At 74.1% G+C, this 22770-nt stretch carries 18 protein-coding genes and 1 pseudogene; 14 read left to right on the plus strand and 5 right to left on the minus strand.

The features are described 5' to 3' along the window. Positions 1–100: 100 nt before the first annotated feature. Together C1708_RS14380 and C1708_RS14385 are read left to right on the plus strand one after the other, a co-directional pair. Entirely contained in the window at positions 101–3538 is a 3438-nt protein-coding gene (locus C1708_RS14380; RefSeq protein WP_106413053.1) for an ALF repeat-containing protein, read from the plus strand. Between the two features lie 83 nt (positions 3539–3621). Then, positions 3622–4011, plus strand: coding sequence for a hypothetical protein (locus tag C1708_RS14385; RefSeq protein WP_133169065.1), 390 nt, complete (start codon positions 3622–3624; stop codon positions 4009–4011). 89 nt (positions 4012–4100) lie between these two features. Here C1708_RS14385 and lysS read toward each other — a convergent pair whose 3' ends face one another. After that, a complete protein-coding gene (gene lysS, locus C1708_RS14390) occupies positions 4101–5843 on the minus strand; it encodes a lysine--tRNA ligase (RefSeq protein ID WP_106413055.1) in 1743 nt (580 codons plus the stop codon). A gap of 223 nt (positions 5844–6066) precedes the next feature. On the opposite strand from lysS, the gene argS reads away from it, so the two are divergent. After that, complete coding sequence (gene argS / locus C1708_RS14395) at positions 6067–7824, plus strand: arginine--tRNA ligase (RefSeq protein WP_106413056.1); 1758 nt, start codon at positions 6067–6069, stop codon at positions 7822–7824. Between the two features lie 89 nt (positions 7825–7913). On the opposite strand, the gene C1708_RS14400 is transcribed toward argS, so the two are convergent. Next, positions 7914–8285 (minus strand): peptidase inhibitor family I36 protein, encoded by a 372-nt coding sequence (locus C1708_RS14400; RefSeq protein WP_106413057.1) that lies wholly within the window; start codon positions 8283–8285, stop codon positions 7914–7916. A 284-nt stretch (positions 8286–8569) separates the two neighbouring features. Here C1708_RS14400 and C1708_RS14405 point away from each other — a divergent pair, with 284 nt between their 5' ends. Together C1708_RS14405 and C1708_RS14410 are read left to right on the plus strand one after the other, a co-directional pair. Continuing rightward, the gene (locus C1708_RS14405; protein ID WP_198602498.1) at positions 8570–9349 is read left to right on the plus strand and encodes a peptidoglycan-binding protein; all 780 of its coding nucleotides are present in this window, start codon (positions 8570–8572) and stop codon (positions 9347–9349) included. After that, positions 9346–10188 (plus strand): helix-turn-helix domain-containing protein, encoded by an 843-nt coding sequence (locus tag C1708_RS14410; RefSeq protein ID WP_106413058.1) that lies wholly within the window; start codon positions 9346–9348, stop codon positions 10186–10188. Before C1708_RS14405 ends, C1708_RS14410 begins: the two co-directional genes overlap by 4 nt. Positions 10189–10207: 19 nt before the next feature. Here C1708_RS14410 and C1708_RS14415 read toward each other — a convergent pair whose 3' ends face one another. Continuing rightward, entirely contained in the window at positions 10208–11416 is a 1209-nt protein-coding gene (locus tag C1708_RS14415) for an aminotransferase-like domain-containing protein (protein ID WP_106413059.1), read from the minus strand. Between the two features lie 101 nt (positions 11417–11517). Continuing rightward, a complete protein-coding gene (locus C1708_RS14420; RefSeq protein WP_106413060.1) occupies positions 11518–13026 on the minus strand; it encodes a helix-turn-helix domain-containing protein in 1509 nt (502 codons plus the stop codon). A gap of 213 nt (positions 13027–13239) precedes the next feature. Between C1708_RS14420 and C1708_RS14425 the strand changes: the two genes are divergently transcribed. Then, entirely contained in the window at positions 13240–13974 is a 735-nt protein-coding gene (locus C1708_RS14425) for a DUF4232 domain-containing protein (RefSeq protein ID WP_106413061.1), read from the plus strand. 100 nt (positions 13975–14074) lie between these two features. Here C1708_RS14425 and hemB read toward each other — a convergent pair whose 3' ends face one another. Then, positions 14075–15067 carry a porphobilinogen synthase gene (gene hemB, locus C1708_RS14430; RefSeq protein WP_106413062.1) on the minus strand — a complete coding sequence of 331 codons (993 nt, stop codon included), beginning with the start codon at positions 15065–15067 and terminating at the stop codon, positions 14075–14077. Positions 15068–15335: 268 nt separating this feature from the next. On the opposite strand from hemB, the gene C1708_RS14435 reads away from it, so the two are divergent. The 8 genes and pseudogenes from C1708_RS14435 to C1708_RS14475 all read left to right on the plus strand — a co-directional run bounded on the left by C1708_RS14435 (position 15336) and on the right by C1708_RS14475 (position 22767). Then, positions 15336–15941 (plus strand): LysE family translocator, encoded by a 606-nt coding sequence (locus C1708_RS14435; RefSeq protein ID WP_106413063.1) that lies wholly within the window; start codon positions 15336–15338, stop codon positions 15939–15941. Next, entirely contained in the window at positions 15941–16657 is a 717-nt protein-coding gene (locus C1708_RS14440) for a B3/B4 domain-containing protein (protein WP_106413064.1), read from the plus strand. The genes C1708_RS14435 and C1708_RS14440 overlap by 1 nt, the downstream gene beginning before the upstream one ends. Positions 16658–16671: 14 nt before the next feature. Further along, positions 16672–18138 (plus strand): MocR-like pyridoxine biosynthesis transcription factor PdxR, encoded by a 1467-nt coding sequence (gene pdxR / locus C1708_RS14445; protein WP_106416303.1) that lies wholly within the window; start codon positions 16672–16674, stop codon positions 18136–18138. Between the two features lie 134 nt (positions 18139–18272). Then, positions 18273–18665 carry a hypothetical protein gene (locus tag C1708_RS14450; protein ID WP_106413065.1) on the plus strand — a complete coding sequence of 131 codons (393 nt, stop codon included), beginning with the start codon at positions 18273–18275 and terminating at the stop codon, positions 18663–18665. Positions 18666–18755: 90 nt separating this feature from the next. Then, complete coding sequence (locus tag C1708_RS14455; RefSeq protein WP_106413066.1) at positions 18756–19982, plus strand: MFS transporter; 1227 nt, start codon at positions 18756–18758, stop codon at positions 19980–19982. Positions 19983–20495: 513 nt separating this feature from the next. Then, positions 20496–21023 carry an SMI1/KNR4 family protein gene (locus C1708_RS14460; RefSeq protein ID WP_106416304.1) on the plus strand — a complete coding sequence of 176 codons (528 nt, stop codon included), beginning with the start codon at positions 20496–20498 and terminating at the stop codon, positions 21021–21023. 537 nt (positions 21024–21560) lie between these two features. Beyond that, positions 21561–22184, plus strand: coding sequence for a DUF4232 domain-containing protein (locus C1708_RS14470; protein WP_106413067.1), 624 nt, complete (start codon positions 21561–21563; stop codon positions 22182–22184). Between the two features lie 44 nt (positions 22185–22228). Further along, positions 22229–22767: pseudogene (locus C1708_RS14475) on the plus strand (nucleotidyltransferase family protein). The last annotated feature ends 3 nt before the right edge of the window (positions 22768–22770 follow it).

Below are 22770 nucleotides of genomic sequence, written 5' to 3' on the forward strand. Positions count from 1 at the left end.
TGTTGGGGCACGCGTGCGGTTTTGACGACTTGCGAACGCGACCGACGGCCGTTCACCAAGCGGTGGCGGACCGCCTGTCGCCGACCAGACGGATGGACTCGTGAACACCACTTTCTGGAGCAGACGCCGGTTCCTGACCGTGGCCGCCGCCACCGCGGCAGCCACGTCGATCCCCCTCGTCACGACCGCCCAGGTCTACGCCGCCACCGCGGCCACGGGCGACGTGCCCGACCTCCCCTCCCTGCCGGACACCCCCCGCGGCAAGGCCGTGTCCGCCTGGAAGGCGGGCGGCAAGGCGGTGAGGAGTGCGGCGGCGGCCGCGCTCACCGGTACTCAGGCCGACGTCGAGCAGTTCGTCGCCACGGGACTCGCCTCCGCGGTCGCGGAGGACAACCGCGTCGCCCTCTTCAAGGCCCTCTCCGGCTCCGGCAAGAGTGTCGCCCGTGACATCTCCGCCGCACTGACCGCGGGTGACGAGGCGATCGCCGCCTTCCTCGCCGGCGGTTACGAGACGTCGCAGCTGGAGGACCTCCGCTTCCTCACCTTCACGCTGATGGGCCAGGGCGGCACGAGCGTGAGGGCCGCCGCGAGCAGCGCACTCGACGACGGCTCCGTCGACGCGCTGATGAAGTTCGTCACCGAGACGCAGTTCACCGCACGGTTCGAGGACGAGCGGGCGGAGGTCTTCAAGGTCCTGGCCACCGCCTCGCCCCAGGTGAGGACGTCCGCGCAGCGCGCCCTGGAGGAGGGCACAGCGGGTGCCATCGGCTGGTTCCTGGGGACCGAGCAGCACATCGCCCGCGCCCGTGACCAGGAGAAGGCGACCATCGACCAGCTCGTCGCCATCGTCGAGCGCGAAGGCAACCGGGCCCATCTGACGATGGAGCAGGCGGTGGCCGAGTCGGAGAAGGCGCAGACCGCCGCCGCCAAGGCGAAGGCGGCCGCGCTGGAGGCCGCGAACGAGGCGCAGGCGGCGCAGAACGACGTGAAGAAGGCCGGCAGCGCCGCCCGCAAGGCGGCCGGTGCGGCGAAGGGCGCCGCGCAGGCGGCCCGCACCGCCATTTCCGCCTCCAACGCCGCTCAGTCGGCGGCGCGCCGGGCCGCGTGGGCCGCGAACGCGGCCGCCGCCGCGGCCGCGACCGCCGCGCGTGCCGCATCGAACGCCTACCGGTCCGCGATCGCGGCGTCCGCGGACGCCTCCCAGGCGAAGGCCGCGAGGGACGCCGCCGTCAACGCCCGCGACGCCGCCAAGAAGGCGCGTACCGCCGCGGCCGCGGCGGACCACGCGTCGACGGCCGCGGCGCAGGCCTCCTCGGCCGGTTCCGCCGCGGTCTCGGCGGCCCGCAACGCCGCGTCCGCCGCGAACTCCGCCGCCGCCGCGGCCACCGCCGCCGGAGTGGCGCAGTCGGAGGCCGCGGCCGCCCGCGCCGCAGCCGCCGAGGCGGACGCGCAAGCCGCACGGGCCACCCGTGCGGCGTCCACCGCCCAGTCCCTGGCCGCCACCGCGGCGAGCGCGGCCAGGACCGCGCGGAACGCCGCCAACTCCGCCGCCGCCCACGCGGAGAAGGCGGCCGACGCGGCGGAGGAGGCGGCCGAGCACGCGGGGAAGGCCGTCGACCACGCCAACCGCTCCACCCAGTACGCCGCCCAGGCCAAGGAAGCCGCCGACGCGGCGACGGCGGCCGTCCTCGAGGCGATGGAGGTCGAGCAGAAGGCGCGGGAGGCGGAAGAGGCGAAGATCGAGGAGCACACCCTCCAGGGACGGGACGAGGCCCGCCGCCTCAAGGCCATCGAGGCACAGGACCTCGAGGCCGCCCGCAACCAGCTCACCCAGCAGCAGGCGCTGGACTCGGCCACCAAGGACCTCATCGCGGAGGCCGAGCGGGCGCTCCGGGAGGGGGACGAACGGGCCGCGGTCGCCGCCGGCCGCAAGGCGTGCGTCAACCTGCTGTCGTCGCACGGCACCTGGACGCGCGAGGCCGCGGAGTTCGCCCTCGCCGGCGACGACCAGGCGGTCCTGGCCTGGATCGACACCGACCGGGTCATCGCGCAGAACCAGGACGACCGGGAGACCGTTCTCTACATCTCCCAGATCTCCACCCCCGACGTGGCCGAGGCCGCACAGAAGGCCCTGGAGTCCGCCGACCCCGGCGCCGTCGCCGCGTTCCTCAACGGCGGGATGATCGAGGCGGCGAAGACGGACAACTCGGCCGCGATCTTCCGTGTCCTCGGGAAGAACCCCGGCAAGATGGTCAAGGAGGCCGCCACCGCCGCGCTCAGCGACGGCTCCGCCAAGGCGCTTCACGAGTTCTTCGCCACCGGGTACCCGGCGGCGCAGAACGAGGACGACCGTGCCGCCGCCTTCACGATCCTCGCGACCGCCGGGCCGTACACGAAGATGGCCGCGAACGTGGCCCTGGAGGGCCCGGACTGGATGCTCCGGGACTTCCTCACCGTCGTCCACCCGCGCATGGTGCAGCTCGACGCGGACGCCGCCGCTCACATCGCCGCGGTCCGCGCGTCCCTCGCCCACGCCGCCAAGATCGCGCAGGACGCCCAGACGGACGCCGCCAACGCGTCCAAGGCCGCGGCGGACGCGCGGAAGGCGGCCGACGAGGCGGTCAAGTGGGCCGACGCCGCCAAGAAGTCGGCGGCCCGGGCGGAAGAGTACGCGAAGGAAGCGGACACGTACGCGGACGCCGCGGAGCAGTCCGCGAAGGACGCCTCGGCGTCCGCCGCGACGGCGAAGGCCGCCGCCCTGGCCGCGCGCTCCGCCTCCCGTCGGGCCAATTACTCCGCCAACCAGGCCACGGCGTCGGCGAGTTCGGCGGTCCAGTCGGCCATCGCGGCACAGGCGTCCGCGTCCGCCGCCCGGGCCTCGGCCGTCGCGGCGGGCAAGGACGCGCGGGAGGCGGCGCAGGCGGCCTCCGAGGCGCGCGCGATCGCCGTCGCGAAGCGGAAGGCGGAGCAGGCGGCCGCGGCCAGGAAGGCGGCGGAGGAGGCCCGCAGGAACGCGCAGAACGGTGTGGACCCCTCCGACACCGCCGACAACGACAAGGTGGAGAAGCCGGGCACGTTCCTCGGCGGCACCAAGGAGGACTGGCAGGAGGTCGCCAACGTCCTGTCGGCCGTGTCCACCATCTCGGGCGGCATCGCCGCCGCCTCCCTGCTGATCCCCCCGCCCCTGGGCGAGGTGATCGCGGGTACCGCGGGTGCGATCTCCCTCATCAGCGGTGTGGCGGGCGCGGTCATCACCGGCTTCACCGACGGATGGACGTCGCAGGCCTTCCTCTCGTCCTCCGCCGGCGTCGCCATCAGCGTCCTCACCGGCGGGATCCCGCTCACCAAGTTCGGCGGGGTGTCGGGCGTCATCGCGTGGGGGACCAACGGCCTTCGCTCCGCCCCCGTCATCGCCGCCCGGCTTCAGCAGGAGCTGGTCTCCCCGGCGATCGGGGTCTTCACCACCAAGTGGGACCAGGCCAAGGACACGGTCAGCGACACCGTCAGCGACGCGTGGGACGCCCTGACTCCCTGGTGAGGGCGAACCGCTGAAATCCGGGGCGGATCGCGAGTACGTTCACGGCAGACATGCCGCGATCCGCTCCGGAAGGACCAGCACCCTTGTTCCTGTCCCTGCCCGCCTACGCCTGGATCCTTGTCGCACTTGCGGTCACTCCGCTCCACATAGCCCTGATGCGCTGGTCCATGCCGACGCCGAAGGGGAAGAGGAGCGTGTCCTTCATCCCCGTCGTCCTGGGACCGGTCCTGGTCCTGTACGCGCTGGTGAAGGGTTACTCCCTGTCCGTGACGCTTTACCTGTACGCGTCCGTTCTGCTCGTCTTCGTCGTCATGATCGTCCCGGTGCGGAAGTGGGTCGCCGCCGACATCGCGCGCCAGGAGCAGAATCCGGACGTCAAGGTGAGGCTGCACGGCCCCTCCACGGCATGGATCGTCTTCTCCATGCTCGTCTCCATGGGCATCGTGGTCGGGGTGTGGCTGTCCCACACCTGAGGCTTCCCGGCGGGCCGGGGCACGGACACCGCACGGACGGCGGGGCGCCCGGTGTCACACCGGGCGCCCCGTTCTCGTCGGTCCGCGCGTCACGCGCCGAGCAGGTGCCTCACCCGCTCCTGCCCCACCGCGAGCAGCAGGGTGGGCAGGCGCGGGCCCGTGTCGCGGCCGACCAGGAGCTGGTAGAGGAGGGCGAAGAAGGACCGCTGGGCGGTCTTGATCTCCGGGGGCAGCTCCTTGGGCGTGGCGTCGGCGGAGAAGCCCGCCCGGACCTTCGGGACGCCGTAGACGAGGTGGGTGAGCCCGTCCAGGGACCAGTTGTCCGCGAGGCCGTCGAGCAGCAGCCGCAGGGACTCCCGCGCCTCCTCGTCGAGCGACTTCAGCAGCTCGGTGTCGGGCTCGTCGCGGACGATGGTGCGCTGGTCGGCGGGGACGTGGGTGTTGATCCACGCCTCGGCCTTGTCGTAGCGCGGACGCGCCTCGTCGAGCGAGCTCAGCGGGTTCGCCGGGTCGAGGTCGCTGAGGATGCGCAGCGCCTGGTCCTCGTGGCCGGCGGTGATGTCGGCCACCGAGGCCAGCGTGCGGTACGGCAGCGGCCGGGACGTGCGCGGCAGCTCACCGCTCGCCGTGCGCACCGCGCGGGAGTGCGCGGCGACGTCGGCGGGCAGCGCGGTGCCGTCGGCGACCTTGGCGTCGAGCCGGTCCCACTCGTCGTAGAGGCGCTGGATCTCCTGGTCGAAGGCGATCTTGAAGGACTGGTTCGGCCGGCGGCGGGCGTACAGCCAGCGCAGCAGCTGCGGTTCCATGATCTTCAGGGCGTCGGCCGGGGTGGGCACACCGCCCTTGGACGACGACATCTTCGCCATGCCGCTGATGCCGACGAACGCGTACATCGGGCCGATCGGCTGCCTGCCGCCGAAGATCCCGACGATCTGCCCGCCCACCTGGAAGGACGAGCCCGGCGAGGAGTGGTCCACGCCGCTGGGCTCGAAGATCACGCCCTCGTAGGCCCAGCGCATCGGCCAGTCGACCTTCCAGACCAGCTTGCCGCGGTTGAACTCGCCCAGCCGCACCGTCTCCGAGAAGCCGCACGAGGTGCACGAGTACGACAGCTCGGTGGAGTCGTCGTCGTAGGAGGTGACGGTGGTGAGGTCCTTCTCGCAGTTGCCGCAGTACGGCTTGTACGGGAAGTACCCGGCCGAGCCGGAGCTGCCGTCGTCCTCGGCGGCGGCGCCCGACCCCTCGGCGGCCTCCAGCTCCGCCTCGTCCACCGGCTTCTGCTGCTGCTTCTTCGCCGGCGCCTTCTTCGTGCGGTACTGCGCGAGGATCGCGTCGATGTCCGCGCGGTGCCGCATGGCGTGCAGGATCTGCTCGCGGTACGCGCCGGAGGTGTACTGCTCCGTCTGGCTGATCCCGTCGAACTCCACGCCCAGGTCCGCCAGCGACTCGATCATCGCGGCCTTGAAGTGCTCGGCCCAGTTCGGGTGCGACGAGCCCTTCGGGGCGGGGACGGAGGTGAGCGGCTTGCCGATGTGCTCGGACCACGACTCGTCCACGCCGGGGACACCGACCGGGACCTTGCGGTACCGGTCGTAGTCGTCCCAGGAGATCAGGTGCCGGACCCGGTGGCCGCGGCGGCGGATCTCGTCGGCGACCAGGTGCGGGGTCATGACCTCGCGCAGGTTGCCCAGGTGGATGGGGCCCGAGGGGGACAGTCCGGACGCGACGACGACCGGTTTGCCCGGGGCCCGACGCTCCGACTCCTCGATGACCTCATCCGCGAAACGGGAGACCCAGTCGGTGGTCTCGGTGCTCTGAGCCACGATCGGCACGTCCTTCTTTCTGCTCGGGCAGCCGGTACGGTCGCACGGCTGACCGCCCCATTCTCCCAGCTCCCCCGGCCACCGCGAAAACGCCTTCTCACCGGCCTCCGCGCGGGCGCGGCGGGCGGGCGCGGAGGCCGCCCGCCGCGCCCGCGGACGGGAAAACCGCTTTACCCCCCGTGGGATACTGGCCGTGTCTATCTGAACCCACGAGGAGAACGGCACCCACTCCATGGCCTCGGTCACATCGCTCACCGATCTCGTCAGCGAGCAGCTCACGTCCGCCCTCTCCGCCGCCCGGCCGGAGACGTCCGCGGACCCGCTGCTGCGACGCAGCGACCGGGCGGACTTCCAGGCCAACGGCATCCTCGCGCTGGCGAAGAAGGCGAAGGCCAACCCGCGCGACCTCGCGACCGAGGTCGTCTCGCACCTCACCACCGGTGACGTGCTCAAGGACGTCGAGGTCTCCGGCCCCGGCTTCCTCAACATCACGATCGCCGACCGGGCGATCACCGGGAACCTGGCCGCGCGGTACGCGGACGACACCGGCCGCCTCGGCGTGCCGCTGGCCGAGAACCCCGGCACCACGGTGATCGACTACGCCCAGCCGAACGTGGCCAAGGAGATGCACGTCGGTCACCTGCGCTCCGCGGTGATCGGCGACGCCCTGCGCGGCATGCTCGACTTCACCGGCGAGAAGACGATCGGCCGGCACCACATCGGCGACTGGGGCACCCAGTTCGGCATGCTCATCCAGTACCTGCTGGAGCACCCGGGCGAGCTGGCCCCGGCCTCCGAGGTCGACGGCGAGCAGGCCATGTCGAACCTCAACCGGGTCTACAAGGCCTCGCGGGCGCTGTTCGACGCGGACGAGGAGTTCAAGGAGCGGGCGCGCAAGCGGGTCGTCGCCCTGCAGTCCGGCGACAAGGAGACCCTCGAGCTGTGGCAGCAGTTCGTGGACGAGTCGAAGGTCTACTTCTACTCCGTCTTCGAGAAGCTCGACATGGAGATCCGCGACGAGGAGATCGTCGGCGAGTCCGCGTACAACGAGGGCATGCCCGAGACCGCGCGGCTGCTGGAGGAGATGGGCGTCGCGGTCCGCTCCGAGGGCGCGCTGGTGGTGTTCTTCGACGACATCCGCGGCAAGGACGACCAGCCGGTCCCGCTGATCGTGCAGAAGGCCGACGGCGGCTTCGGCTACGCGGCCTCCGACCTGACCGCGATCCGCAACCGGGTCGTCGACCTGCGCGCGACGACCCTGCTGTACGTCGTGGACGTGCGGCAGTCGCTGCACTTCAAGATGGTCTTCGAGACCGCCCGCCGGGCCGGCTGGCTGGGCGACGACGTCACCGCGCACAACATGGGCTACGGCACGGTGCTGGGCGCGGACGGCAAGCCGTTCAAGACCCGTGAGGGCGAGACCGTACGGCTGGAGGACCTGCTGGACGAGGCCGTGCAGCGGGCCGCCGAGGTGGTGCGGGAGAAGGCCAGGGACCTCACCGAGGAGGAGATCCGGGAGCGGGCCGCGCAGGTCGGCATCGGCGCCGTGAAGTACGCGGACCTGTCGACGTCGCCGAACCGCGACTACAAGTTCGACCTGGACCAGATGGTCTCGCTCAACGGCGACACCTCGGTGTACCTGCAGTACGCGTACGCCCGTATCCAGTCGATCCTGCGGAAGGCCGGCGAGGTGCGGCCGGCCGCGCACCCGGAGCTGGAGCTGCACGCGGCCGAGCGGGCGCTGGGGCTGCACCTGGACGCGTTCGGCGACACGGTGTTCGAGGCGGCGGCGGAGTACGCGCCGCACAAGCTGACGGCGTACCTGTACCAACTGGCGTCGCTGTACACGTCGTTCTACGACAAGTGCCCGGTGCTGAAGGCGGAGACGCCGGAGCAGGTGGAGAACCGGCTGTTCCTGTGCGACCTCACGGCCCGCACGCTGACCAAGGGCATGGCCCTGCTGGGCATCAGGACGCCCGAGCGGCTCTGACGCCCCGGCCGGAACACAGGCCGCGGCCCGTCCTCTCCCCCGCAGGGAGGACGGGCCGCGGTGGTGTCAGGGTCCTCTGTGACCGGGGGTCAGCAGTTGACCCACTTGTTCGACTTCTGGAACCAGACCCGGTCGCCGGTCCCCTTGGCCCCCCGCTTGAGGACCGCGGTGTTGCCCCTGTAGTTGGTCTGGTCGTACCAGCGGTAGTCGCAGGAGGCGCCGTGGTTGTACCAGGACTTGAAGCCCTGGAAGACCACGAACTGGGTCAGGTCCGCGTTGTTGCCCGCGACCTTCTGCATGCGACCGGTGTAGTTCTTCCCGGACCAGACGCAGAACCAGCCCGACGGGCAGTCGCTCGCGGCGGACGGCGCCGCCTCGGCGGCACCCGCGGTGCCGGCCAGCAGGCCCCCGGTCATCACGGCCCCCGTGGCCAGGACGGCGAGCTTGCGGGTGATGGTCATGCTGTTCCCCCTTCGGAATGCGGGTTGCGCCGGCTCGGCGGGCCGGCTCGTCACCGAGACTGGCGGAAGCCGCCCAGGGACCGCCACGATTGCCGGTGAAGTGACGTCACCGTGGGACGCCCCAGCCTCTGACCTGCGGTTTCCCAGCCCCGTGAGACGGTCCGGCGGGACGGTGGCGGACGGTGGCCGGATCGGAGCGGAGCCGGCCGCCGGCTGCCGCACGTGTGATCCGAGGTGTTGCAGAATGCGAAGGGGGAGAATCCACGCACGCGATCGGGGGAATCATGTCGCGTTGGAAAGCGCTGCCCGCGGAGCTCGACCCGAGGGCGCGGCACCTGGTGGTGAGCCTGCGCCGGCTGAAGGACCACAGCGGGCTGAGCATGCGGCAGTTGGCGGCGAAGACGGGGTACAGCACGTCGTCGTGGGAGCGTTACCTCGGTGGCAGGTCGCTGCCGCCGAAGGAGGCCGTCGAGGCGGTCGCGTCGGTCGCCGGGGAGGACCCGACCCGCCTGCTGGCGCTGTGGGAGGTCGCGTCGGCGGCCTGGACGGGACGGCGTACGAGCCCGGCCGCGGCCACGGCGAACGACGGCGCACCGACCGGTGCCGCACCCGGACCACCCGCCCGCCGCAGGCCCCCGCGGGGTGCCCTCGTCGCCGGTGTCGTCGCGTTCGTGCTGGTGGTCGCGTCGGCCGCGCTGCTGGTGGCGCGGGTCGCCGGGGACGACGAGGGGCGGGCGCGGCCCCCGGCGGTCTCGCAGGCCGCACCGGCCGGCGTCGAGGTGCCGCCGACGGTCACGTCGTACACCTGCCGGGTGGAGCGGGTCGACGGGCAGTGGTTCGCGGGACTGAGCCGGACCCAGGACGCGATCCTGGCGAACGGACACGCGGGGGCCCATGTCGCTGAAGCCCAGTGCCTGTTGCGGCGGGCCGGGTTCCCTCCCGGCGACATCGACGGCATCTACGGTCCGAGGACCGAGCGGGCCGTCCAGCGGCTCCAGCAGAGGGAGGGTCTGGTCGTGGACGGCATCGTCGGCCCCCACACCTGGGGAGCCCTGCGCAGATGACGCCCCCACCGGAACGAACCGAACTGGCCGCCGCCCTGCGGGAGATGCGGCGGCGCACCGGGCTGAGTCTGACGGGCCTGGAGGAGCGCACCCCGTTCAGCAGGTCCTCCTGGGGCCGCTACCTGAAGGGCGACACTCTGCCGCCCCGCGAGGCGGTCAGGGCGCTGTGCCGTCTGGCGGGCGAACCGGACGGGCGCTGTCTCGCGCTGTGGGAGATCGCGGAGGCGGCGGGCAGCGGACGCGCCGCCCACGCCCCGCCGGAACCACCGCCGCCGTCCCGCGAGCCCCCTCGGCAGGAGGCCGATGCGCCACCGCCACCCGAAGGGACGAACCGGAATCGGCCGTTGCGCGGTGCGGTGGCGGTCGCGGCGGTGCTCGCGGTGCTGGCGTCGGTCGTCACCGCGGCCGTCCTGCTGGCGGGCGACGACACGCCGGACGGATCCGCCCACGCGACCGCGTCCTCCGGCGCGACCGTGGTGCCGCCGCCCCGCTGCCGGGGCGCGTCCTGCGCGGGCAAGGACCCCTTCACCATGCTGTGCGGGGTCGCGCCGGACACCCTCACCACGTACCGCGCCATGGCCGGCGCCCGGCTGGAGCTGCGGCACAGCCCCCGGTGCGGGACGAGCTGGGCGCGGATGTGGGCCGCCGAGATCGGCGACCGCGTCGAGCTGACCGCGCCCGGCCCGCCCCGCTCCGCCGAGGTGACGGACGCCCTGGACGCGCGGGCGTACCTCTACACCCCGATGGCGGAGACCGCCCCCGGCACGGTCGTCCGCGCCTGCTTCCACCCGGCGGGCGCCGGTTCCGGGCCGGAGTGCTTCGAGGCCGAGGTGCGGTGAGCCCTCGCGGGGTCCGCGGTCACGCCCGCAGCGCCGCCCCCAGCCTCCGCAGCCCCTCCGCGATCTCCTCCGGGGTCTGCGTGACGAAGCACAGGCGGAGGGTGGAGCGGTCGGGTGCGCCGGTGTGGAAGGGGGCGCCGGGGACGTACGCCACGTCGTGCCGGACCACCTCGGGGAGCAGGGCCGTGGTGTCGTACGACTCCGGGAGCCGCACCCAGAGGAACATGCCGCCCTCGGGGCGGGTCCAGACCGCCCCTGCGGGGAGGGCGTCGGGGAGCCCGGCCAGCATGGCGTCCCGGCGTTCGCCGTACACGCCCGCCACGCGGCGGACGTGGGCGTCCAGGTCGCGGTCGGCGAGGTAACGGGCGGCGGCGAGCTGGTTGACGGTCGGGGTGTGCAGGTCGGCGGCCTGCTTGGCGACGGCACAGGCGCGGCGCAGCCCCTCGGGCGCCCGCAGCCAGCCCAGCCGCAGTCCGGGCGCCATGATCTTGGAGAGGCTGCCCAGCAGCACCGTGCGGTCCTCCGCGCCCGGGTGGGCGGCGATCCACGGCACCCGCGCGCCCTCGTAACGGAGTTCGCCGTACGGGTCGTCCTCGACGATCCACAGTCCGCGGCGGGCGGCGACCTCGGCGACGGCGGCCCGGCGGGCGGCGGGGAGGGTGCGGCCGGTGGGGTTCTGGAACGTGGGCACGGTGTAGAGCAGCTTCGGCCGCTCCCGGACCACCAGCTCCTCCAACGCCTCGGGGTCCAGCCCCTGTTCGTCGCCGGGCACCGCGACGATCCGCGCCCCGGCGAGGCCGAAGGACTGAAGTGCCGCCAGGTAGCAGGGGTCTTCGACGAGGACCGTGTCGCCGGGTTCGAGCAGCGCGGTGGCGAGGAGGGACAGCGCCTGCTGGGAGCCGGTGGTGACGAGCAGGTCGTCCGGCCCGGTGGGCAGCCCGCGCGCGCGGGCGCGTTCGGCGAGCGCGGCCCGCAGCGTCGGTTCGCCCTCCGTCGTGGAGTACTGCAGCGCCCGCGCGGGCATCTCGGCGAGCACCGCGCGGTACGCCGCCGCTATGCCCTCGGCGTCGAACAGCTCCGGTGCCGGGAGCCCGCCCGCGAAGTTGATCACCTCGGGCCGCGCGGTGACGGCCAGGATGTCCCGGACGGGGGAGCCGCCGACCGCCGAGGCCCGTGCGGCGAGCCGTGGGGTGGGGGCGGGGGCGGCGGGCGGCTCGGTGACGGTCATGGCACGGCTCCTCGGTCCGGGTGACGGCGCGTGACCGCAGCCTAGGAAAACGCGTGCCTTCTACACGCGCCCTTCCGCGATCCGGACGTCCGCCGCACCGCCTACCCGAGTTTCGTCGTCCCCTCCGGCACCCACCCGTCGCCGCCGATCGGGAACTCGTACGCCGGACGGCCCTCGTTGCCGCTGGTGCGGAAGGGGCGGCCCTCGTCGTCCACGGTGAGCGTGCCGCTGCGGTCGCCGCTGGACCACTTCAGTTCCAGGTACCAGTCGACGTCGTGGGCGGAGACGGAGGCGGTGATGTAGTACACCTCCGGGTCGGACTCGCTGACCTTGAACGGGAAGTCCTGGTTCCCCGGTTCGGGGGTGACGGCGGGCCGCGCCGAGTCCAGGGAGACGGTGAACGCCCGCGTCGGCACGGAGCCTCCGCAGCCCACGCCGGGGTAGGCCATGGCGAAGTCGTTCCAGGCGAGCGGCGCCCGCTTGCCCGCCACCCGCACGGTGAGGCCGTCGACGACCACCGTCTCGGGACCGGTGCCCTGCACGGTGAGCCGCAGGTACTGCTGCCCCGACGACACCGCGCCCTGCGCCGCCACCCAGGTCGGGGCGGCCTCCTCCACCGGCGGCGGGTTCACCTCGCTCGCCGGCTTGTCGATCAGATAGCGCTGCGAGCAGGGGCTCTCCCACGCGTACGGCTCCGCCTGCACCGTGACCGGCACGCCGCTCCTCTCCGCACCGACGCTCGGCGCGTCGGCGGGCGCGGACCCGGCGGGCGTCCCGGTCGGTCCCTTGTCCTTGCCCGAGGGGGACGCGGAGGCGCTGGAACGGGAACCGGCGGAGGAGGACGGCGAGGACGACGCGGGGGCGGTCTCCTCGGCGGTCACCCCTGCCGCGCCGGCCGGACGGTGCCGGCCGCCGTCGCCGTCGCCGTCGCCGTCCTGGCCGCCGCCCGGCAGCCCGACGGCGAAGGCGATCCCGGCGGCCACCGCGGCGACAGCGATGCCGGCGAGGACGGCGGTGCGGGTACGGCGCCGGGCGGGGGCCGGGGTGGCCGGGCGGAGGGCCGGGTCCGCCCCGTCGGGGGCGTTCCCGTCGGTGGCGTTCCCGTCGGTGGCGTTCCCGTCGGGGGCGTCGGCGTCCGTGGGGCCGGTCCCCGGCGCCCCCGCCCCGGCGGGACTGGTGGGCGGTGGGCCGGCCGGGGCGGCCGGAGACGCCTCAGCCTCGGGCGCGGCGCCGGAAGCCGCCTCCCCGGGTCCGGTGCCCGAGCCCTCCTCCCCCGAGGGCTCCGCGGCCGAGGGCGTCTCGGCAGCCGCCGAGGGCTTCGCGGCCGAGGACGTCTCGGTCGTCGCCGCCCCCTTCCGCCCCCGCACCGCGTCCGCCAGCACCCACCGGCGGTGCAGCTCGACCAGCTCCTCGGGGCGCGCCTTGCACAGCCGGGCCAGCCGCTCGACCGGCGCGTAGTCGGTCGGCACCGCGTCCCCGTTGCAGTAGCGGTGCAGGGTCGACGTACTCATGTGGAGCCGTTTGGCGAGGACCCCGTAGCTGTGCCCCGATCGGTCCTTCAACTCCCGCAGCAACGCGGCGAAATCCGCCGCGGCCGTCTGTTCCGACACCGTTCCTCCACTCCCCCGTGTCCCGTTCCACCGTTCCAGGGGACGGACGTTCTCCCAGGTCAGAGCGGTGTGAGCGTTTCAGCGTCCCGGATCGCCCACCGACTGTGGCGGCCGGGACGGATCACACCGCACGCTCTGGTCATCCAAGCACGCCGCTCCCGCCGATCGGTGGGGCGGCTGGACCAAGTCCCTTTTGACGACAAGGAATCCGCCATGCGCGCCTCCCGCCTCCGCCTGCTCGCCGCCGCCGGTGCCGCCGTCGCCTCGCTCGCCCTGACCGCCTGCCAGGACGGCACCGGCACCCGCGACGAGGGCGCGTCCGCCTCGGGTCCGGCCGGCTCGGCCCCCGCGGACAGCCCCGCGGGGTCGTCCGCCGGCACCGCGGGCAACGGCTCCTCGGGCGGCGGCACGGGCTCGGCCGGGAGCGGCGACGGCCAGGGCGCTCAGGCCGGCACGTCCACGAACGGGGAGAACGGCGGGAAGGACTCCCGGTCGGCCGGTTCCGGCGACGGCTCCGCGGCCTTCCGCTCCTGCAACGGCTCGAACACCTCCGTCACCGCCGAGCCGGTCTCCCGCCCCGTGAACCACATGCTGATCACGGTCGAGAACACCGGCTCGCAGAACTGCCACCTGACCTACCACCCGGTGCTGCGGTTCGACGAGATGCAGTGGGTGCCGCAGCCGATCGAGGACTCCCAGCCGCAGGCCGTGGTCACCCTGCAGCCGGGTGAGTCGGCGTACGCCGGGGTCGTCCTGTCGGCCGCCGACGGCAGCGGCACGGCCGGCACCACCGGCCGGAAGCTCGCCGTCGGCTTCCAGGGCCGCGCCCCGCTCAGCGACGGCGGTCCCGCCGCGATCCCGTCCCTGCCGGCCGAGGGCGTGTACTACGACAGCAGCCTGACGGTGACGTACTGGCAGTCCTCGAGGGACGACGCGCTCGCCTACTGAGCCGGGCGGCGGCCAGGACGGACGGAACGGGCGGGTTCACCTGCGGCGCCAGGTGGACCCGCCCGTCCTGCGGTGGTCGTGGATCCGGGTCCCCCGGAGGTCAGCGCAGGGTGCGGGCGACCTCGGTGGCCCAGTAGGTGAGGATGTTGCGGGCGCCGGCCCGGCGGATTCCGGTCAGGGACTCGATGATCGCCTTGTCGCGGTCGATCCAGCCCTTCTCGGCGGCGGCCTCGATCATCGCGTACTCACCGGAGATCTGGTACGCCGCCACCGGCACGTCCACCGCGTCCGCGACCTTGGCGAGGACGTCGAGGTACGGGCCGGCCGGCTTGACCATGACCATGTCGGCGCCCTCCTCCAGGTCGAGCTCCAGCTCGCGCATCGACTCGCGGAGGTTGGCCGGGTCCTGCTGGTAGGTGCGGCGGTCGCCCTGGAGCGAGGAGCCGACGGCCTCCCGGAAGGGGCCGTAGAAGGCGGAGGCGTACTTGGCGGTGTAGGCGAGGATCGCGACGTCGTCCCGGCCGATCTGGTCGAGGGCGTTGCGGATGACGCCGATCTGCCCGTCCATCATCCCGCTCGGACCGACCACGTGGGCGCCCGCGTCGGCCTGCACCTGCGCCATCTCGGCGTACCGCTCGAGGGTGGCGTCGTTGTCCACGCGGCCCTTGTCGTCGAGGACGCCGCAGTGGCCGTGGTCGGTGAACTCGTCGAGGCACAGGTCGGACATGACGAGCAGGTCGTCGCCGACCTCCGCGCGGACGTCGCGCAGGGCGACCTGGAGGATGCCGTCCGGGTCGGTGCCCGCCGAGCCCACGGCGTCCTTCTTGGACTCCTCCGGCACGCCGAACAGCATGATCCCGGAGATCCCGGCGGCGACGGCCTCGGCGGCGGCCTTCTTCAGGCTGTCGCGGGTGTGCTGCACGACCCCCGGCATCGCCGAGATCGGCACCGGCTCCGCGACGCCCTCGCGCACGAAGGCCGGGAGGATGAGGTCGGCGGGGTGCAGCCGGGTCTCGGCGACCATGCGCCGCATGACCGGGGAGGTGCGCAGACGCCGCGGGCGCGTGCCGGGGAAGGATCCGTACGTCGTCATACCGCCTACGCTACGCCCGCCCCGCCCGTGCCTTTGCCGACGCCCAGTCGGCCCCCTCCCCGGCGCGGAGGCCCTGAGGCCGCGGACGTCCGCGCGGTCCCGGCCCCGGCAGCGGCCACACCCTCACGCCGGACGGCCCGGAGGCCTCCTCCCGGACGACAGCACCGCTGAACGCCGCTTGTGGACCTGTCCGGCCGTCCCTCTTTGGCTCTGTCCACCGGACCATGCCGCCACCAGGCTGGGGGGACCGACGATCCCGGAGGTTCCCTTGAGTCTCGCGTTCCTGCTGGCCGCCCTGGCCGTGGTGGTCACCCCTGGCACCGGCGTGGTCTACACGCTCGCCGCCGGCCTGTCCCACGGCCGGCGCGCGGGCCTGGTGGCCGCCTTCGGCTGCACGATCGCCGTCGTGCCGCACCTGCTGGCGTCCGTCACCGGCCTCGCCGGCCTGCTCCACTCCAGCCCGGTCGCCTACGCGGTGGTGAAGTACGCGGGCGTCGCGTATCTGCTGTACATGGCGTGGGCGATGCTGCGCGACAAGGAGGCGTTCACCGTCCGGCCGGAGTCCGAGCCGCGCCCCGCGCTCCGCGTGATCACGACCGCCGTGCTGATCAACGTGCTGAACCCGAAGCCGACGCTGTTCTTCGTCGCGTTCCTCCCGCAGTTCGTCCCGGCCGGCTCCGGCGACTCGCTCGGCCTGATGCTGCGGCTCGGCGCGGTCTTCATGGCCCTGACCTTCGTGGTCTTCGCCGTGTACGGCGTGTGCGCGGCGGCCGTGCGGGACCGGCTGCTGGCCCGTCCCCGGATCACCACCGGGCTCCGGGCCGTCTTCACCGCCGGCTTCGTCGGTCTGAGCGTCCGGATGGCGGTGGCGTGATGATCCTCCGGCACGCGGACGCGATCCGGTCCGCCCACCCGGGCCTGGCGGCGGGCGCGCTCCACGCCGCGGGCGTCGACGGCACGGCGGACACGGGTCCGCGGGTGGCGGCGTACACCGCCCGCGCCCTCGCCCGGCTCGCCGGCGCCCCCGAGAGCCGGTTCCCCGAAGTGCTGGCGTGGCGGCGGGCGTTCGCCCGCATGGGACTGCGTCCGACGCAGTACCGCTGCGCCTCCGAGTCCCTGCTGCGCCGCCTGCGCAAGGAGGGCGCGCTCCCGCGCATCCACCCGGTCGTCGACCTGTGCAACGCGGTCTCCGTCGCGTACGCCGTGCCGATCGCGGTGCTCGACGCCGACCGCGTCACGGGCCCGCTGCTCGAGGTGCGGCCCGCCCACGGCGACGAGGAGTACACGGCCTTCGACGGCCGCACCGAGCACCCGGCCCCCGGCGAGGTGACGTACGCCGACTCCGCCGGACGCGCGCACGCCCGCCGCTGGACCAGCCGGCAGAGCGGCCACTCGGCGGTGAGCGGGAGCACCCGCCGGATCCTCGTGGTGACGGAGGCGCTGCACGAGGGCGGCACGGACACCGTCGCGCGGACCCTGGAGACCCTCGCCGAGGAGCTGGCCGCGCACTGGCCGGTCACGCCGGCGTCCGCCCTGCTCACCCCCGAGGCACCGGAGTTCACGCTCGACGGCACGACACGGGTGCCGTAGCGGTGCGTGGCACCATGAGTGCGGTGACGGACAGCAGCGGGACGGCGCACGGCTCGGACTTCCTCCAGCTGCGGGCGGACGACGTGCCCGGGGACGGCAAGGCGGACTGGCTCGCGCGGCAGGTGCGGGAGGCGATCACCGACCGCCGGCTGACCGTCGGCAGCAGGCTCCCGGCCACCCGGCTGCTCGCCGCCGACCTCCGCGTCTCGCGGGGCGTGGTCACCGAGGCGTACCGCAGGCTCGCGGAGGACGGCCACGTCGAGGGGCGCCGGCGCGGCGGCACGGTCGTGGTCGCGGCGCCCCCGCCTCCCCTGCCGCCCCGCGCCCGGCGGCCCGCACCCGTCACGCCGTTCACCGGATCCCCCGACGCCCGCGCCTTCGACGCGCTGCGCGCCGCCGACGCCCGGATCGACCTCACCCCCGGCCGCCCCGACCTGTCCGCCTTCCCCCGCACGGCGTGGCTGCGCGCCGAACGGGCCGTGCTCGCCGAACTGTCCAGCGCCGACCTGGGATACGGGGACCCGCGCGGCGCTCCCCGGCTGCGCCGCGCCGTCGCCGACCGGCTGGCCCGCAGCCGCGGCATCGCGGTCGAACCGGACGGCATCCTGATCGTCGCGGGCATCGCCCAGGCCCTCACCCTGCTGCACCCGGTGCTGCGCGCGGACGGCATGACGGCCGTCGCGGTGGAGGAGCCCGGCTCGCTCGGCACCCGCCAGCACCTGGCGCACGGCGGCCTCGCCACCCCGCCCGTCCCGGTCGACGCGCACGGCCCGGACGTCACGGCGCTGCGCGCCACCGGCGCCCCGGCGGTGCTGCTCACCCCGGCGCACCAGTTCCCGACCGGCGTCGTGACCAGCGGGGAGCGCCGCCGCGAACTGCTGCGGTGGGCGGCGGACGGCGGGCTGATCCTGGAGGACGACTACGACGCGGAGCACCGCTACGACCGCCCGCCGGTCCCCGCGCTGCGCTCCCTGCTGACCGACCGCCTCTGCTACATGGGCAGCGTCTCCAAACTGCTCGCCCCCGCCCTGCGCATCGGCTGGCTGCTCCCGCCCCGGCGGCACCTGGAGGCGCTGACCGACGCGAAACGCTTCACCGACCTGGGCAGCGCGGTGCTGCCGCAGCTCGTCCTCGCCCGGCTGATGGAGACGGGCCACCTGGAGCGGCACCTGCGGCTGCTGCGCGCCCGGCACGTCCGCCGCCGGGACGCGGTGATCGCCGCCGTCCACGCCCACCTCCCGGGCGCGGTCGTCCACGGCGCGGCGGCGGGCCTGCACCTGACGGTCACCTACGCGCCGGACGTCCCCGACACCGAACTGGCCGCCGCCGCACTGGCCCTGGGCGTCAAGTGCCACCCCCTCTCCTGGCACCGCCAGCTCCCCGGCCGCCCCGGCCTGGTCCTCGGGTACGCCGCCGACCCGCCCGGCACGCTCGCCGAGGGCGTGGCCCTGCTCGGCACGGCGCTGCGCACCCTGGCCTGAACCCGACGGGTCTTCCGCCCAAGAGGCTCTGAGCTCCCTCAAGTTGCTTCACCCGGACGCCAGGCGTCCGTACGGTCGGAAGCAGGAGCACGGAGCACGGGCGGAGCAGCAACGGCAGGGAACAGGGGAACGCCGTGTCGGTCGAGCACATCGCCGTGATCGTCCTGGCGGTCGAGGTGGTCGTCATGGTGGCGGCGCGGGTCGGCACCGAACGCCGCCACTGGAACCACGCCGAGGGACGCGGTCCTGCCCCGCAGGCGCGGGAGGACCTCACCTTCGTACCGGCGGCGCTGTACGGGATCGCCGCCGCGTCCATGGCGGTCGGCGCCCTCACGGCGTCGGTCGAACCGACCCTCGAAGCGCTCGCCACCGTCGCGGTGTTCGGCGTGCTGCTCCCCGCGTTCACCGCGAACGCCGTGCTGCGGCTGTCCACCCGAGGCGGCCGTACGGCCGTCACCCCGGGCCTGCGCGGTCTCGCCGCCACGGTCGCCGCGACGGGCGGTCTGGTGTCGGTCGGCCTGATCTGAGAACCGGGTCCGGCAGCCGCCCCGGACCCGCTATGATCCCTCGGTCAGCCTTTGGCGCACCCCCGACAGGGCAGCCCAAAGGCTTTTTTCATGCCTTCCGACGCCACCAACGCCCCTGATCCCCAGCCCGGTTACCGCGCGCTGCTCCGCAACCGCGAGTTCGCCGGCCTGTACGCCGGTTTCACGCTCACCGTCGGCGCGAGCACCCTCTCCGGCTTCGCGCTCGGCACGCTCGTCGACCGGGCGACCGGCTCGCCGTTCCTCACCGCCGTGAGCATGTACGGCGCGACCTTCGCGACCGTCCTCGGCGCGACCACGCTGATGTCGGTCGCGGACGGCAGCCGCCCGCGCCGCACCCTGGTCGCGCTCCAGGCCGTCGCCCTCGCCGGCGCCTGCGCACAGGCGGTCCCGGGCATGCCGCTCGCCGCCCGCTTCGCCCTGCTCCTCCTGCTCGGCTTCTTCCAGTCCCTCAACACCGGGACGCGCATGGGCCTGCTCGCCGAGATGGTGCCCGCCTCCGCGTACGTCCCGGCGCGCTCGCTGATGAACATCACCGCGGGCGGCACCTCCGTCCTCGGCTTCGCGCTCGGCGCGGTCCTGCTGCGCCACCTCACCCCGCAGGGCGTGTTCCTCGCGGCGGCGGCCCTCACCGCGGCCGCGCTCGCCGTGACGGCCGCGACCGTACGGGAACGCTCCGTCCGCCCGCCCCGCCGCCCCGGCCTGCGCGAGACGTGGACGACCAACGCCGCACTCCTCTCCCGCTCAGGACCGCGCGCCCTGCTCCTCAACCTGTGGGTGCCCAACGGCCTGATCGTCGGCTGCGAGGCCCTCTTCATCCCCTACGCCCAGGAGGACGCAGGGATCCTGCTGGCCGCCGCGTCCGCCGGCATGCTCCTCGGCGACCTGACCGTCGGCCGGCTGCTGAGCGCCTCGTGGCGACGCCGCTGCGCGTTCCCCCTGCGGCTGCTGCTCGCGGCGCCGTACCTCCTCTTCGCGCTGCACCCGCCGACCGCCGTGGCGGCGGTCGCGGTGTTCCTGGCAAGCGCGGGCTTCGCCGCCACGCTCCCCCTCCAGGAGCACTTGCTCGCTCTCACGCCCGAGCAGGTGCGCGGCCAGGTGCAGGGCGTGGAGTCGGCGGGCCGCATGACCTGGCAGGGCATCGGCGCGGCGGTGGCCGGCGGCACGGCGCAGTTCCTCTCCCCCACCGTGACGATCACGGCCCTGGCGGCGCTCTCCGTGTGCGTCACGGTCGCCTCCCGCCCGTACGTGAACCGCACCCGGCCCCTGACGGTCGCGCCCAGGTCACGGCGCCGGTGACTTGGCGACGGGTCCTTCGGTGATCGGGAACCGCCCCCACGGACCCGAGCCCCTGCGCGATGAAGGACCTCTCCTCCACCGCGTCGAACCACGACGGGAAGGGCGAGCCGGCCCGCTGCCTCCTCATCACCGCCGCCGACGCGAGCGACAAGGGGTGCGAGGTCCGGAACGCCCCCGAGATCATGCTCGGGGGCGCGCAGGGCCCCTCCCGGTCATGGAGGGCACGGAGACCGACGGCCCCTTGCCCTCGTCCCCGGCGGCACGGCGTACGCGGGCGTACCGGCGGCCGGCGGCGACCGGGACACCTACGAGGTGACGTTCATGACCCCCACCCTCGGCAGCCCCGGCGGTGAGGCGGAGGAACCGGTCGGCCTGGCGATGCCGGCCGAGGGGTTCCTCCGGGCCGACGACGGCCAGCGCGTCACCGGCCGGCAGCCCACGGAGGGCCGGGCCATGCGCCCGGTCACCCAGTCCTGCCCCCGGCTGTCGGTGTGCGCGGCTACGGTGCCGCGCATGACCGACACCTCCGGCGACGACCGCCGCCTCCCGCCCGCCCTGGCCGAACTGGCCCGCACGCCCATCGACTACGCCGACGGCGAGGGCATCGACTTCGAGCCCTACGAGACCTTCTGCTCGACCGGGGAGACCACCGACTGGCTGCGCCAGTGGACCGGGAACCCGGAGCTGGACGGCGACGCCTTCCGCGTGTTCGGCCAGGACGGCACCGGCGGCCTCGCGGCCCTCTGGCGGATACGCCCGGGCCGCCCCCTCACCGAGCAGCCCGTGGTCTTCCTCGGCTCGGAGGGCGAGACGGGCGTCGTCGCCGGCAGCCTCCCCGACTTCCTGTGGGTGCTGGCGGAGGGCATCGGCCCCCTGGAGTCGGTCCTCCACGACGACCACTCCCCGCGCCCCGAAGGCGCCCTCCCCGGCCTCGCCGCCCGCCACGCCACCACACCCCGCCGCCCGGCCCGCACGATCATCGCCGAGGCCCGCGCCGAGTTCCCGGACTTCACCGCGTCCGTCGACGCCCTCTGCCGCTGACCGCGCCGGCGCCCGCCGAGCGGGACGACGCGCCCGCCCTCGCGTGCCGGTTCGGTTCAGGCCGCGCTCGCCGCCCCGCCCGCTCCCGCCCGCTCGTCGCGGCAGTCGCGGCAGGGACCTGGCTCCGGGCCGCGGAAGACCCGTTCACAACCGTCGTCACAGTCCCGGAAGGGGTGCGGGCGAGGGGGGCGGCCCGCGCCCCGGACGTCCAGCGGTGTGCGGTGGACGTCCGTCCGCGTCACCAGCCGCCCGTCCTCCGTGTGCTCACGGACCCGCCGCAGACACCCGTGCGCCTCCAACTCCCGCAGCCCCGCCCGCCGGCCCGCCGAATCCCGTGCCTCCGGGCTCCGCTCCGCGGCACACCGGTGTCCGTGCCGAGCCCGGTACGGATGTCACCGCGCATGCATCCGTTCGTCACAGGCGTGTCCGGGTGGGGCGCCGGATGAAACGGCGAGCGGACGGAGCGGGTCTTGTGGTGCGGAACGGCCGCACCGACGGCCCGTCACGAAGACCGGCACCGACACCGAGGAAGACACCATGCGCGTCAACAAGCTCACCATCGCCGCCCTGGCCGTCGTCGCGGGTCTCTCGCTGACCGCCTGCCAGAACGAGGAGGACGTCGCCGCGGACCCCGGCCCGGCCGCCTCGTCCCCCGCCGCCCCCTCCGCGAACGGCGACGGCGACACGGACCAGTCCCAGGAGGGCACGGCGGTCGCCGGAACCGGCGCCGACGAGGGCGGCAAGGCCGACGACTGCCGCACCGACGAACTGGAGGTCACCGCGACAAACGTCACCATCGACGGCGACACCGAGGGCACCGTCGCGGTGGAGTTCACCAACGGCGGCGGCCGTGACTGCACCCTCACCGGTTACGCGGGCGTCGACCTGAGGACCGACGCGGGCACGCTGTCCGCCGAACGCACCGGCGAGGCGGCCCCCTCGGTCGTCCTCAAGGACGGCGAGGCGGTGTCCTTCGCCGTCGTCCACCCGGTCAACGACTCGGGCGGCTCCGGCGTCCGCGTCACGAGCCTGGTGGTGACTCCGCCCAACGAGACGAAGTCGGTCACCCTCGACTGGCCGGCCGCCACGCTGCCCGTCACGGACGGCTCCGGCACGAAGGTGAAGGTCGGCCCGATCGGCAGCGCGGGCCAGGGCGGCTGAACTGTCCGGACGCCGTCCGGGTGACCTGGCCCGTCCACTCCGCGTTGATCCCGGCAAGGGCACGCGACCGCGACGGAACGCTGCTGGAGGTGCCCGGCTGGCACCTGACGGCAGGCTGTCTCTTCCCGGCCGTGTGGAACGCCGTCACGGGCAGACCGCCCGCCGAGGGCCTCAAGGACTACGACGTCTTCCGCTTCGACGACCGCGGCCTGTCCTGGGAGGCGGAGGACGGGGTGATCCGGGCCGCGGCCGAGGTCTTCGCGGACCTCCCGCCGGGGCCGAGATCCGCAACGAGACCCGCGTCCACCTCCGGTACCAGCAGAAGTTCGGCGTCCCGTGCGCCCCGTGCACCTCCACCGGAGCGGCGATCGACAGCTTCGCCGCGACCACCTGCTGCCCGGGCGTGCGCCTGGATCCCGGCGGCCGGTGACGCGTCTGCGCTCCGCACGGGCTGTCCGACGTGTTCGGGCTCGTCGTACGGCCGAACCCGGTCCTCACGCCGCGCGCCGTGCACGAGGCGAAGACCGCGCGCCGGCGGCGACGGTGGCCGGAGCTGACCGTGCTGGAGTGGCCCACGGCCTGACAG

Source organism: Streptomyces sp. DH-12 (genome assembly GCF_002899455.1).
Lineage (GTDB): Bacteria > Actinomycetota > Actinomycetes > Streptomycetales > Streptomycetaceae > Streptomyces.

Coding starts and splice junctions, on each gene's coding strand:
- C1708_RS14410 (WP_106413058.1), top strand. CDS start 9,346: ATGACGCCCCCACCGGAACGAACCGAACTGGCCGCCGCCCTGCGGGAG.
- C1708_RS14455 (WP_106413066.1), top strand. CDS start 18,756: ATGCCTTCCGACGCCACCAACGCCCCTGATCCCCAGCCCGGTTACCGC.
- pdxR (WP_106416303.1), top strand. CDS start 16,672: ATGAGTGCGGTGACGGACAGCAGCGGGACGGCGCACGGCTCGGACTTC.
- hemB (WP_106413062.1), bottom strand. CDS start 15,067: ATGACGACGTACGGATCCTTCCCCGGCACGCGCCCGCGGCGTCTGCGC.
- C1708_RS14470 (WP_106413067.1), top strand. CDS start 21,561: ATGCGCGTCAACAAGCTCACCATCGCCGCCCTGGCCGTCGTCGCGGGT.
- C1708_RS14425 (WP_106413061.1), top strand. CDS start 13,240: ATGCGCGCCTCCCGCCTCCGCCTGCTCGCCGCCGCCGGTGCCGCCGTC.
- C1708_RS14440 (WP_106413064.1), top strand. CDS start 15,941: ATGATCCTCCGGCACGCGGACGCGATCCGGTCCGCCCACCCGGGCCTG.
- C1708_RS14460 (WP_106416304.1), top strand. CDS start 20,496: ATGACCGACACCTCCGGCGACGACCGCCGCCTCCCGCCCGCCCTGGCC.
- argS (WP_106413056.1), top strand. CDS start 6,067: ATGGCCTCGGTCACATCGCTCACCGATCTCGTCAGCGAGCAGCTCACG.
- C1708_RS14415 (WP_106413059.1), bottom strand. CDS start 11,416: ATGACCGTCACCGAGCCGCCCGCCGCCCCCGCCCCCACCCCACGGCTC.
- C1708_RS14405 (WP_198602498.1), top strand. CDS start 8,570: ATGTCGCGTTGGAAAGCGCTGCCCGCGGAGCTCGACCCGAGGGCGCGG.
- C1708_RS14400 (WP_106413057.1), bottom strand. CDS start 8,285: ATGACCATCACCCGCAAGCTCGCCGTCCTGGCCACGGGGGCCGTGATG.